The sequence below is a fragment of the Pseudomonas purpurea genome (assembly GCF_039908635.1).
GTDB lineage: Bacteria > Pseudomonadota > Gammaproteobacteria > Pseudomonadales > Pseudomonadaceae > Aquipseudomonas > Aquipseudomonas purpurea.
Window position 1 is genome coordinate 2,582,486 of record NZ_CP150918.1, and the last position, 12,467, is coordinate 2,594,952.

Here is a 12,467-nt window from a genome sequence, read left to right on the forward strand (position 1 = left end):
GGACAAAAGCCGCGATCCGCCTGGAGGTTGTTGCCGACATTCGGCCACACATGCCGTGAGGGTTTCGCCAATGCTTCTTGTCCAGGTTGCGGACGCTCATGCCAGGTCAACTTCATCAATCTGCCTTGTGGGCAGTACCTTTACGGTCGAACAGCTCGGCGGTCGGACGAGGCTGCTCGTTAACACTTTGCCTGTACTCCCGATCAGGGAGACGTCCGCATCATGCAAGGGCAAATTGAAAGCGTCAACGGCTTTGTAGTGTTTTTTTAATGGCACTACATATTTATTTTCCGCCACTGAACGCACGCTCACAGGCGCTGTCCAGAGCCTTTCCTGGGGCAAACGGAGGTTGAGGAAAGTTTGCAGGGGGCGAGTATTAAAAGTGACCGGCTGGCCGGGGTCTGACTGACGCTATCTAAAAATCAAATAGGCTGCGGGTTTCAAACTGTGTCAGTTTCATGGCGCCTGTAATGGGGCGAGTGATAGGACGATCTCGCTAACGGGGTCGCCGTGGTCTATCGGAAACCGACTATTTGAAACAAGGACGTAAGTGATGTCGCAAGCCAAAGCAAAAGCGGTTGTATCTTCAGGCCAGGTCAGCTCGGCCTACTCTCAGGTCGACGCCTTCAGCCATCTGTATGATCGTGGCGGTAGTGAGTTGATCAATGGCAAACCTTCCTTCACCGCCGATCAGGCGGCTGATTCCATCCTGCGCAAGAACATGTCCTGGCACGATAAGGACGCCAACGGCAAGGTCGAGCTGAGTTTCAGCTTCATGAACAAGCCTCCTGCCAACTACGACCCGAAACTGGGCACCTTCAGCGAGTTCAGCGACCTGCAGAAAGAGCAGGCGAAACTGGCGCTGCAGTCCTGGTCGGACGTGGCCAACGTGAGCTTCAAAGAAGGCGCGGCCAGCGGTGACGGTCACCTGAGCTTCGGTAACTACAACGTCAGCACTGGCGGTGCAGCGTTCGCCTACCTGCCGTCGGGCGGCAGCTATGACGGTCAGTCCTGGTACCTGATCAACGATAAGTACCGGGTCAACGAGACGCCGGGCACCAACAACTACGGCCGTCAGACCCTGACCCACGAAATCGGTCACAGCCTGGGCCTGTCCCATCCTGGCGTCTATAACGCTGGTAATGGCAACCCGACCTATAACGACGTGACCTACGCCCAGGACACCCGTGGCTACAGCCTGATGAGCTACTGGAGCGAGAACAACACCGGCCAGGACTTCAAGGGCGCATACGCGTCGGCGCCGCTGATGGATGACATCGTTGCCGTGCAGAAACTCTACGGTGCCAACCTCAGCACCCGTGCCGATGACACCGTGTACGGTTTCAACTCCAATGCCGAGCGCGATTTCTACAGCGCTACCTCTGCAGCTTCCAAGCTGGTGTTCTCGGTGTGGGATGGCGGTGGCAACGACACCCTGGACTTCTCCGGTTTCGCCCAGAACCAGAAGATCAACCTCAATGAAGGTTCGTTCTCCGACGTGGGCGGCCTGGTCGGCAACGTCTCCATTGCCCATGGCGTGACCGTGGAAAATGCTATCGGTGGTTCGGGCAACGACCTGCTGATCGGTAACGCGGCGGCCAACCTGATCGAAGGCGGTGCCGGCAACGACATCATCTTCGGTGGTGGCGGCGGCGATTCCTTGTGGGGCGGGGAAGGCGCGGACACCTTCGTGTACGGCGCGGCCTCCGATTCGACCATGACGGCGCCAGACTGGATCATGGATTTCACCAGCGGCCTGGACAAGATCGACCTGTCGGGCATCAAGGAGTTCGCAACCGGCGCGGCCACGCTGAACTTCGTCAGCGGCTTCACCGGCCATGCCGGCGACGCGATCCTGACGTACTTCGCCGAAACCAATCAGACCAGCCTGTACATCGACCTCACCGGCCAGGGCGCCGTTGATTTCGCGGTAGGCACGGTTGGTCAGGCAGCAGCGACTGACTTTATCGCCTGATCCACGTACACGGGGAGCGGCGCGTCATGCGTCGCTCCTTGAAGGGTGATAGCGCGGGCACCTGCCTATTGCCAACTCCAGAGTGCTACATGACAATGCGATTCATTATCACTAGTGAATTTTCATCGTCATGCCCGTCAACGACCTTTCTCTGCGCAGTGCCGTCAATGACTTGTACTGCGAGCATCACGGCTGGCTGCTCGGTTGGTTGCGCAAACGCCTGGCCAGTGCCTGCGATGCCGCGGACCTGACGCAAGACACGTTCGTGCGTGTCATCAAGGCCCGCAACGCCACGGACATTCGCGAACCACGGCCGTACCTGTCGAGAGTCGCCAAGGGTTTGCTGATCGATTTGTTTCGCCGCCGTTCGCTGGAACAGTCCTACCTGGACGTCCTGGCCTGTGCGCCTGAAGGGGAGCAACCGTCCCTCGAAGAACAGGCGATCATGCTGCAAGCCTTGCTGGAAATCGATCGAATGCTCGAAGGCCTGGGTTCGAAGGTCAAGCAGGTGTTTATCCTGTCCCAGTTCGAAGGCCTGACCTATCCGGACATCGCCGGGCGGCTGGGCATTTCGACGCGCACGGTGAACAACTACATGGCCAAGGCCATGGAGCATTGCTGCCTGATGCAACTACAGATGCCGTTGTCATGAAGTCCCCCAAATCCCCTTTGTCAGCCCTCGAATCGCAAGCCTTGAGTGCGGCGGCGCACTGGTACGCTCGGCTTGAATCGGGACAGGCCAGCGACGAGGACCGCCAGAATTGGCGCGCGTGGCAAGCCGCCGACGCCTTGCATCAGCGGGCCTGGCAGCGGATCGAGTCGGTGCGCCAGCAGATGGGCCGCGTGCCGGGTGCGTTTGTCGCGCCGACCTTGCAGGGCGCTGATCGATCGCGGCGCCAGGTGCTGCGCAGCGTGGTGGTGCTGGCGTCGGCCAGTTCGCTGGGCTGGTTGAGTTGGCGCAGCGAGACGGCTCAACACCTGCTGGCCGATTACCGTACGGCAGTCGGTGAGCGGCGGGAGGTGCGGCTGGCCGATGGCACCTCGCTGATGCTCAACACCGACACTTCGGTCAACGTTCGCTTTGACGGCGGGCAGCGCTTGCTTGAATTGCTCTGGGGGGAAATCCTCATCAGTACGGCGGCAGACCCACTGAGGCGACCGTTCCGGGTAAACACGCTCCATGGTCAGGTGCAGGCCCTGGGGACGCGCTTCATTGTTCGCTCGCAAGTCCGTGGCGGTGAGGTGGCGGTGCTGGAGAAAGCGGTGCAGGTCAGCCTTCCCGGCGGTGGCCCGACGGTGCGACTGGAAGCCGGGCAGCGCCTGAGCTTCAACGCCCTGACGCTGGGAGCCATCCGCCACAACGATGCGTCAGTGGGCGCCTGGCAGCAGGGCAGCATCATTGCTGTCGACCGGCCACTGGCCGAGTTGCTGGACGACCTGTCCCGTTATCGCCCCGGTGTGCTGCGTTGTGACGCGGCCGTTGCCGAGCTGAAAATCTCCGGTGCCTTCCCGGTCGATAACACCGACCTGGCACTGGCGGCGTTGCAGAGTGGTTTTTCCCTCAACATCACCCGCTACAGCCGTTACTGGGTCAGGGTTTCGGCCTAGCTCTGCCAGGTTCTTGAGAATATTTTTAGCTTTTTGCACTTTTCATTGGCGTTGTTCGGCTCATCCCTCAGTGAATTCAAATGATGGTTATGGGGGAGGGTAAGCATGTCTTTTGTGTACAAGCCGAGTGCGGGTCGCCTGTCGAGTGCGGTGAGGGGTGGGCTGCTGGCGCTGGCAACTGTCAGTGCCGGATCGTTGGCGGCGGTGCCGGCGTCGGCGACCGAGCAGCATTTGGTGCAATCGTTTGATATCGCCGCAGGTAACCTGACCGAGGTACTGACTCGTTTCGCCAGTGCGGCCGGCGCGGCCATTTCATTCGACGCCCGACAAACCGAAGGGCTGCATTCGCCGGGGTTGAAGGGCTCGTTCGGGATCGGCGAAGGGTTTGCCCGGATCCTCGGCAACAGCACGCTGCAAGCCGAACCGCAGGCCAATGGCAGTTATGTACTGCGCCCCCGACCTGCCAACGGCTCAGCCCTGGAGCTGGGCGCCACGAGCATTAATGCGCAAATGCTCGGTGCGACCACCCAAGACAGTGGCTCCTACACCACGGGTGCAGTCACCATCGGCAAGGGCGAGCATTCGCTCAAGGAGACCCCGCAATCGGTCACCGTGATGACCCGCAAGATGCTCGATGACCAGAACCTGAACACCATCGATCAGGTCATGGAAAAGACCCCGGGCATCACCGTTTACGACTCGACCATGGGCGGCAAGTATTTCTACTCCCGTGGTTTCCGCATGAGCGGCCAATATCAGTACGACGGCGTGCCGCTGGACATGGGCAACAGCTATGTCCAGGCCGACAGCTTCAGCAGCGACATGGCGTTTTACGACCGGGTTGAAGTGCTGCGCGGCGCAGTAGGCATGATGAAAGGCTCGGGCGGCACGGCAGGCGGTGTGAACTTCGTGCGTAAACGTGGCCAGGGCACCGCGAAAACCGAACTCGATTTGTCGGGCGGTACGTGGGACAACTATCGCGGGCAAGTGGACACCGGCGGGCCGCTTAACGAGTCCGGCACCTTGCGCGGCAGGGCGGTGATCGCCGAACAGAGCCGGCATGCCTTTTACGACAACGACAAACGCAAGGATCAGGTCTACTACGGCGCGCTCGATTACGACCTGACGCCCGAAACGGCGCTAGGCCTGGGGATCGCTTATGAAGACGTCGACGCCAGCCCTTGCTGGGGCGGCCTGCCAAGGTACAAATCCGGTGCGGACCTGAAGCTCAGCCGCTCGACCTGCCTGGACCCATCCTGGAACACCTGGCGCAGCAAGCGGACCACTTACTTCGGTGACCTGAAACACCAGTTCAACGATGATTGGGCACTCAAGGTGGCGGGGGTCTATACGCAGAATACCCAGGACACGAAATACGCCTTTGCTGCCAGCTCTGTGGCTCCGGGTACCAGCAGCACTCGCCTGCTGGGCAGTCTGTATGATTACGATCAGGTCGATTATGGCCTCGACGCTTATATAGACGGAAAGTTTGAAGCCCTCGGCCAGCAACATGAACTGGTGCTCGGGGTGAACGCCAGCCGTTCGAACAAGGACGACTTCTATGCGGTCTCCTTCCTCAAACAGAACCAGAACGTATTCAATCCCGACCGGCATGTACCGCAACCGGACGACAGCTACTTCATCGACAACGCCTCACGCGGTGGGCCGGTCAAGTCGATCACCAAACAGTACGGCGCCTACTCCACGCTACGGTTGAAGGTGGCGGACCCGCTGACCTTCATCGTCGGCAGTCGGGTGAGCTGGTACAAATCGGACACGGATTCGTTCTTCATCGACTCGGGTATCGCACAAACGGCCAAGACGACGGAAACCGGTCAGGTCACACCGTTTGCCGGCCTGTTGTTCGACCTCAACGAGCACCTGACGGCCTACGCCAGCTACTCCGACATCTTCACGCCACAAGGCAATGCCAGAACCCAAAGTGGATCGGCACTGACACCGCTGCTGGGCCAGAGCTATGAGTTGGGTATCAAGGGTGAGTGGTTCGACGGTCGCCTGAACAGTGCGTTCAACGTGTTCCGTACGGTGCAGAAGGATCAGGCGCAAACCGACTACAACTCGTCCTGCGCGTCCTCGGATGGCTACTGCTATCTCAACGCCGGCAAGGTCCGGGCCCAGGGCTTCGAAGCCGAAGTCAGCGGCGAGGTTATCGACCGCCTGCAACTGTTGGCCGGTTATACCTACACCCAGACCAAAACCCTGGAAGACATCGACAGCGGCAAAAACGGTGCGGCGTTCAACACCTATGTGCCACGGCACATGTTGCGGATGTGGGGCGATTACAGCCTCAGCGGTCCGCTGGAGCGCTTCTCGATTGGCGCCGGGGTCAATGCGCAAAGCGACAACTTCCGCAGTTCGCCGGCAACCGGCAACCGCATCACCCAGGCCGGCTATGCCGTCTGGAGCGGTCGCATCGGCTATCGCATCGATGACACCTGGTCGGTGGCACTCAACGGCAACAACCTGTTCGACAAGCGCTACTACCGCACCGTTGGCACCGAAACGTTCGGCAATTACTACGGTGATCCGCGCAACTTCATGGTGTCGGTCAAAGCCGATTTCTGATTGGCAGCACTTGTGAAAACGCTCCGCAATGCGGGGCGTTTCTGTTGTTGGCGGGGGCTGCCGGGGCCCCGTGGTGTCAGGCCGCTTGTGCGGGCAGACCGTGTCAGTTCTTGTCCAGGTTCACATCCTTGGTTTCACGCAGGCAGATCATGCCCACGACCAGGCTCACCCCGGTGATCAGCACCGGATACCACAAGCCGTAGAAGATATCGCCGGTGTACACCACCAGCGCGAACGACACCGTCGGCAGGAAACCGCCGAACCAGCCGTTGCCGATGTGGTAGGGCAGGGACATCGAGGTGTATCGGATGCGCGTCGGGAACAACTCGACCATCAACGCCGCCAACGGTCCGTAGCACATTGCCGAGATGATAATCAGCGCCACGATCAGCGCCACGATCATCGGTTTGTTGATGAGTTGGGCGTCGGCCGTTTGCGGGTAACCGGCCAGGGTCACGGCGCCGCGCAGGGCTGCCTCGTCGTAGCCGTCGATTTTCACATCACCAATGCTCACCTGCACGCCGCTGCCAGCGGGGGCGGCTGCACTGCTGTAGGGCAAGCCCTGTTTGACCAGGAACGTCTTGACCTTGTCGCAAGGGCTGTCGAAACGTGCCTTGCCCACCGGGTCGAACTGGAAGGTGCAGGTGGCCGGGTCCGCCAGCACGGTGATGGGTGCCTGTTGGCTGGCGCGGTCGATGGCCGGGTTGGCGTAGTGGGCCAGGGTCTTGAAGATCGGGAAGTACAGCACGGTGGCCAGTAACAGGCCGAGCATGAGGATCGGTTTGCGCCCGACCCGGTCCGAGAGCCAGCCAAAGAAAATGAAGAACGGCGCGCCGATGATCACGCTGACGATCAGCAAGGTGTTGGCCAGGGCCGGGTCCATTTTCAGGAACTGGGTGAGGAAGAACAGCACGTAGAACTGCGCGGCGTAGAAGGTCACCGCTTGCCCGGCGTTGATGCTGAACAACGCGATCAACACCACTTTGAGGTTCTCCCATTGGCCGAACGACTCGCGAATCGGCGCCTTGCAGACCTTGCCTTCCTCTTTCATTTTCAGGAAGGCCGGCGACTCATGCAGGCTCAAGCGGATCCAGGTGGAAATCCCCAACAGTACGATCGACAGCAGGAACGGAATCCGCCAGCCCCAGACTTCAAACTGGTCCCCGGTGAAGTAGCGGCACCCGAGCACCACCAACAGCGACAGCAGCAAACCAAGGGTGGCCGTGGACTGAATCCAACTGGTGTGGAAACCCCGTTTGCCAACGGGCGCATGTTCGGCAACGTAGGTGGCCGCGCCGCCATACTCGCCGCCCAGCGCCAGGCCCTGGAGCATGCGCAGCACCACCAGAATGATCGGCGCGGCGATGCCGATGCTGGCGTAGGTCGGCAGCAGGGCCGACGCAGAACGTTGCCAGGCCCATCAGGATGATGGTGGCGAGGAAGGTGTATTTACGCCCGATCATGTCTCCCAGCCGACCGAACACCAGCGCGCCGAATGGCCGCACGATGAAACCGGCGGCGAAAGCCATCAGCGCAAAAATGAACGCGGTCGTGTCGTTGACCCCGGCGAAGAACTGTTTGCTGATGACCGCCGCGAGGGCGCCGTAGAGAAAGAAGTCATACCACTCGAACACTGTCCCGAGCGATGAGGCGAAGATGACTTTCTGGGTGTCCTTGCTGGTGCCGGCGCTGAGTGTCCCCGCGATGGCTGGTGCCTGTTCTGACATATCGGTATCCCTCACAGTGATTATTTATTGTTGTTCCACTGGTGCCGCCATGATTGGCGCGATATCGGTGAAGCTCCTACACGTGCGGTTCGGTGATCTGTTGTGTTTGCGGGGTGAGACTCCTTGTCGATGAGGCCAGAATCAGCTGCGCCGCTTTTTCGGCGATCATCAGCGTGGGTGAACAGGTATTGCCCGAGGTAATGCGCGGCATGATCGAGGCGTCGGCGATGCGCAGCCCCGGTATGCCATGAACGCGCAGTTGAGCGTCGACCACGGCCTGTTGATCGTGGCCCATTCGGCAGGTGCCCACCGGATGGAAAATAGTAGTCCCGATTCGCGCTGCGGCTTCGTGCAGTTGCGCTTCGTTGCGCAATTCGGCGCCGGGCAGGTACTCGAACGGGTTGAACGGTTGCAGGGCCGGGGCGGCGACGATGCGCCGGGTCAGGCGAATGGCGTCGGCAGCGACCCGCAAATCTTCGGGGTGGCTCAAGTAGTTGGGCTGGATCAGCGGCGCTTCCTGCGGGTCGGCGGATCGGATGTCGACCCGGCCACGGCTCTGCGGTCGCAGGTCGCAGACCGAGGCGGTGAAGGCCGGGAACGCATGCAACGGCTCGCCGAAACGCTCCAGGGACAATGGCTGCACGTGGTATTCAAGGTTGGCCGAGGTCTGTTCCGGGCCGGAACGCGCGAACGCGCCCAGTTGGCTCGGCGCCATCGACAACGGACCGCTGCGGTTGTAGAGGTAACGCAGGCCCATGCCCATCTTGCCCCACAGGCTGCCGGCGATCTGGTTCAGGGTGCGGGCGTTTTCCAGTTTGTAGATCAACCGCAACTGCAAGTGATCCTGCAAGTTGCCGCCGACGCCACTGAGCTCGTGGGCCACGCCGATTCCCAGGCGTTTGAGCAGGTTGCCCGGGCCGATGCCGGAGCGTTGCAGGATGCCCGGCGAGCCAACGGCACCGGCGCAGAGAATGATTTCCCGGCGCGCGGTAAAGCGTTGCGCCTGGCCTTGCCAGCGCGCACTGACGGCTTGGGCGCGGCCGTTTTCCAATAAGACGCGGTCGACCTCGACGTCGGTCAGCACCGTCAGGTTGGGGCGTTTACGCGCCGGTTTGAGAAACGCCTTGGCGGCATTCCAGCGCACGCCGGCCTTCTGATTGACCTGAAAGTAGCCGCAGCCTTCGTTGTCGCCGGTGTTGAAGTCATCGATGCTGGCGATGCCACTTTGCTCGGCCGCGTTGCGAAAGGCGTCGAGAATCGGCCATGACAGGCGCTGACGCTCGACCCGCCATTCACCCGCCGCACCGTGGTACTGCGTGTCGCCGGCAAAATGGTTTTCGCTTTGCTTGAACAGCGGCAACAGGTCATCCCAGCGCCAGCCCGGATTGCCCTCGGCTGCCCAGCCGTCATAGTCACGGGCCTGGCCGCGCATGTAGATCATGCCGTTGATGGAGGAACAACCGCCCAGGACCTTGCCGCGTGGGTAACTCAGCGCACGACCTTGCAGGCCGGGTTGGTCTTGGGTCTTGAAGCACCAGTCGGTGCGCGGGTTGCCGATGCAGAACAGATATCCGACCGGAATGTGAATCCACGGATAGTTATCACGCCCGCCGGCCTCCAGCAGCAGCACCCGGTGTTGCGGGTCGGCGGACAGCCGATTGGCCAGCAGGCAACCGGCCGGCCCGGCGCCGACCACGATGTAATCGTATGCATCAACGGCAGGTTGCATCCATGACCTCGCAGCGTGTTGTTCTTATTACGGTCCATCCTAGTTGTTAGTTTTCGGCAAAAGAATGTTAGTTTTTGCTCAGCTGCTGTGCGTTTTTAAACAGCGTTGTCTCTTGGCATCGGCAAGGAAGGCTCATGTTCGACTGGAATGACTTGCGGTTTTTTCTGGAGTTGCAGCGCAGCGGCCGCTTGCTGACCGCCGCCCGCCGCCTGAAAACCACCCACGCCACCGTGGCCCGGCACATCGAGGCCATCGAGACCAGCCTCGGCACTGCGCTGTTCGTCCAGCATGCGCAGGGCTATGAACTGACCCCGGCCGGCGAAGCGCTGCTCAAGCATGCCGAGGCCATGGAAAACGTCGCTTTGCTGGCGCAGGAAGAAATCACCCAGTCCAGCGCGCCACTGGGCAAGATCCGCGTCGGGGTTACCGAAGGCCTGGGCATCATGTTTCTGGCCAGCCGCATGAACGGGCTGTTCGAACGTTATCCGGGACTGGAAGTGGAACTGGTGGCCGTGCCGCGGTTTGTCAGCATCCTCAACCGCGAAGCGGAAATCAGCATTCACCTGGAACGGCCCGCCGCCGACATGCTGGTGACCCGCAAGCTCACCGATTACCGCCTTGCGCTCTACGCCAGCCAGGCCTACCTCGACCGTTCGCCACCGCTGCGCAGCCGCGAAGACCTGGCGCGACATGCCTGGATCGGCTACGTCGATGACCTGTTGTTCAGTCAGGAACTGATGTTCCTCAACAGCTTCTGCCGCAGCCCGCAGCTGGTGTTTCACAGCACCAGTGTCATCGCCCAGCAACAGGCTGCCCGTTCGGGGCTCGGCATCGCGGTGTTGCCGTGTTACATGGCCAGCAGTGATCCCGGACTGGTGCCGCTGCTGCCGGCCGAAAGCATCCAGCGCAGCTACTGGATCAGCACCCGCCGCGAGTTGCACAAGTCCGTGCGCTTGCGGGTGTTGTGGGACTACGTGGTGCAGTTGTGTGATCGCGAGCAGGATCTGCTGCTGGGGCCGCTGATTCAACCTTGAAGCAGTCTTGAAGCGTTGCGGTGATTGCTGCACCATCCGCCGCTGACGAGTGAAGGCGCCCGCGTGCGCCAGGCAAGGGATGTGCAGATGAACGCAGTGGCGTCGTGGATGGAACAAGGCAAAGCCTTCGAATTCGAGTTGCCGGACGGTACGCCGGTGATTCGCCTGGGGCTGATCGTGACGCTCTATTTCAAGGAGGGTTACACCGCCGCGAAAAAACGCGCCGTGGTGAACTGCTTCGAGCGTTTCTACGATGAGTTCGCCAGCGTGCTCAAGTCGCAGGTGTATGAGCGGTCGAAAAAACTGACCCGCACAACCTTCGACGCCTCCCGCGACAAACTCCTCTCAAGCACCCCGAACAGCCAGTACGAGTGGTGCGTGAGCAGTGCCACTGGTGTGACGGATGTCGGTGAGACCAGCCTGTTTGCCATGAACACCTTTGAGCTGCATGGCGATAAAATCCGCTCGGTGATCAAGCTGACGTTGCCGTGGTCGCTGTTGGCCGAGGCCAACGGGGCTGCGCGTTTTCTTCAGTGGTTGGGGTTTCTGTGTGAATCCATCGAACCGGAACATGGTTACGCCGGCCCCTCAATCCTCCAGCCTTACGACAGACCGGGTTACCTGGAGATCGAGACGACGCTGGCCCAGCAATTCCTCGGGGTCGAACCGGACAACGAGGCGGGCGGGCTGACTCGTCAGTTACTGGGCTGTGTCAAAGGCATGAACTGGTGCACCGTTCTGAGTACGGCGCTGGTGGAACAGCTTGGCGGGGCGCAGCAACTCCAGGCCAGTCTGGTCGATGCCCCGGAGGTCAACCTGTTGCCCTTCAACGCGGGTCTGATTTTGCAGGCGGGTGATCTTCCGGCGCTGATTCCGGCGGGCAGCGAGATCCCGCAGGCCTACACCGTCGTCAATGCTTTGATTCGGCCGATACGCTGCGCCGATATCGACGCGATCCTTTGCACTCAGGGCACGCCTTTTTTCGACAGGCAGGTCACCCGGCGCTGGCAGACACGCTTGGACCTCGACCGTCCCGAACCAGCACCGCTGACCCGCGTCGGCGGCCATCAACCCTGCCCGCAAACCGGTGACTGGCAACGCTGGGAATGCACCGACATCCGCCATCACTTCGTCGAGGGAGAATTGATGCCGGTGTTGGATGGCGACACGCCCAGCCAGACGCTTTGGTATTGGTCCGCGGAGTGTGCGAGATGAAGGCATTGCGAGGTTTGTTGGGCGCAATGATGTTGCTGGTGTCGGCCTCGCAGGCCTTGGCCGATTCCGCTGTGCTCAAGCGTATTGCCAGTTGCAGGCTGGGTGCGCCCGATGTCCGGATCGAGCTGTTACGCGGCATGGACGGGACCCATTCCTGGGTGTACGCCTTGCGTGACTCGGGCCCGCAGCACTGGTTGTACGACAACGCCGAGGACTCCCGGGGAGGTTCCGTCCACTGGCAATGCGCCGGCAGCGAGCAGGGGCAGGGCGTGTTGGTGCTGTCGGGGGAGTTCACCTCGAACTACCTGCAAGGCGCAGCCTTCTACGTTGACCCGGTGAGCCATCGCATCGAGCGGATCGCCTTCGCCGAAAGAAACCGGCCACGCTGGGTCATGGTTTCCGAGCGCGGGACCTACGTGGTGTTCGAAAACACCGGGCACGAAAGCTCAAGCAAATACCTGTTGTACGCCAAGGACGACGGGTATCAGGAGGTCGATGAACTGCCCACGTTGTCTGCCGCGAAACATGAACGGATGATCGACCTCAGGGCCTGGAAACGTTAGGCCAGAGTCTCGAGATGCGTGCTGCCCAGG

8 protein-coding genes and 1 pseudogene are annotated in these 12,467 nt (G+C 60.9%); 7 read left to right on the forward strand and 2 right to left on the reverse strand.

Annotated features, from left to right (window positions below):
• Nucleotides 1-553: 553 nt before the first annotated feature.
• From AABM54_RS11585 to AABM54_RS11600, 4 genes are all read left to right on the forward strand, one after another.
• On the forward strand, nt 554-1,975 hold the full coding sequence (locus AABM54_RS11585; RefSeq protein WP_347905687.1) for a serralysin family metalloprotease: 1,422 nt from the start codon (nt 554-556) through the stop codon (nt 1,973-1,975).
• 130 nt (nt 1,976-2,105) lie between these two features.
• Nucleotides 2,106-2,627 carry a sigma-70 family RNA polymerase sigma factor gene (locus tag AABM54_RS11590; RefSeq protein WP_347905689.1) on the forward strand — a complete coding sequence of 174 codons (522 nt, stop codon included), beginning with the start codon at nt 2,106-2,108 and terminating at the stop codon, nt 2,625-2,627.
• Nucleotides 2,624-3,583 (forward strand): FecR domain-containing protein, encoded by a 960-nt coding sequence (locus AABM54_RS11595; RefSeq protein ID WP_347905691.1) that lies wholly within the window; start codon nt 2,624-2,626, stop codon nt 3,581-3,583. The genes AABM54_RS11590 and AABM54_RS11595 overlap by 4 nt, the downstream gene beginning before the upstream one ends.
• A 105-nt stretch (nt 3,584-3,688) precedes the next feature.
• The gene (locus tag AABM54_RS11600; RefSeq protein WP_347905693.1) at nt 3,689-6,169 is read left to right on the forward strand and encodes a TonB-dependent siderophore receptor; all 2,481 of its coding nucleotides are present in this window, start codon (nt 3,689-3,691) and stop codon (nt 6,167-6,169) included.
• A gap of 103 nt (nt 6,170-6,272) precedes the next feature.
• Here the strand turns inward: AABM54_RS11600 and AABM54_RS11605 are convergent.
• Together AABM54_RS11605 and AABM54_RS11610 are read right to left on the reverse strand one after the other, a co-directional pair.
• Nucleotides 6,273-7,896, reverse strand: a pseudogene (locus tag AABM54_RS11605) (MFS transporter).
• 76 nt (nt 7,897-7,972) lie between these two features.
• Entirely contained in the window at nt 7,973-9,625 is a 1,653-nt protein-coding gene (locus AABM54_RS11610; protein WP_347905695.1) for a GMC family oxidoreductase N-terminal domain-containing protein, read from the reverse strand.
• Between the two features lie 134 nt (nt 9,626-9,759).
• Between AABM54_RS11610 and AABM54_RS11615 the strand changes: the two genes are divergently transcribed.
• From AABM54_RS11615 to AABM54_RS11625, 3 genes are all read left to right on the forward strand, one after another.
• A complete protein-coding gene (locus AABM54_RS11615) occupies nt 9,760-10,659 on the forward strand; it encodes a LysR family transcriptional regulator (RefSeq protein WP_347905696.1) in 900 nt (299 codons plus the stop codon).
• A gap of 87 nt (nt 10,660-10,746) precedes the next feature.
• Complete coding sequence (locus tag AABM54_RS11620) at nt 10,747-11,874, forward strand: type VI immunity family protein (RefSeq protein WP_347905698.1); 1,128 nt, start codon at nt 10,747-10,749, stop codon at nt 11,872-11,874.
• Nucleotides 11,871-12,437: a hypothetical protein gene (locus tag AABM54_RS11625; RefSeq protein ID WP_347905700.1), complete on the forward strand. Its 567-nt coding sequence runs from the start codon at nt 11,871-11,873 to the stop codon at nt 12,435-12,437. Before AABM54_RS11620 ends, AABM54_RS11625 begins: the two co-directional genes overlap by 4 nt.
• Nucleotides 12,438-12,467 lie beyond the last annotated feature (30 nt).

Excerpts from the sequence above, each read along its gene's own strand:
- AABM54_RS11600 (WP_347905693.1), top strand. The coding sequence starts at position 3,689 with ATGTCTTTTGTGTACAAGCCGAGTGCGGGTCGCCTGTCGAGTGCGGTG.
- AABM54_RS11625 (WP_347905700.1), top strand. The coding sequence starts at position 11,871 with ATGAAGGCATTGCGAGGTTTGTTGGGCGCAATGATGTTGCTGGTGTCG.
- AABM54_RS11595 (WP_347905691.1), top strand. The coding sequence starts at position 2,624 with ATGAAGTCCCCCAAATCCCCTTTGTCAGCCCTCGAATCGCAAGCCTTG.
- AABM54_RS11590 (WP_347905689.1), top strand. The coding sequence starts at position 2,106 with ATGCCCGTCAACGACCTTTCTCTGCGCAGTGCCGTCAATGACTTGTAC.
- AABM54_RS11610 (WP_347905695.1), bottom strand. The coding sequence starts at position 9,625 with ATGCAACCTGCCGTTGATGCATACGATTACATCGTGGTCGGCGCCGGG.
- AABM54_RS11620 (WP_347905698.1), top strand. The coding sequence starts at position 10,747 with ATGAACGCAGTGGCGTCGTGGATGGAACAAGGCAAAGCCTTCGAATTC.
- AABM54_RS11615 (WP_347905696.1), top strand. The coding sequence starts at position 9,760 with ATGTTCGACTGGAATGACTTGCGGTTTTTTCTGGAGTTGCAGCGCAGC.
- AABM54_RS11585 (WP_347905687.1), top strand. The coding sequence starts at position 554 with ATGTCGCAAGCCAAAGCAAAAGCGGTTGTATCTTCAGGCCAGGTCAGC.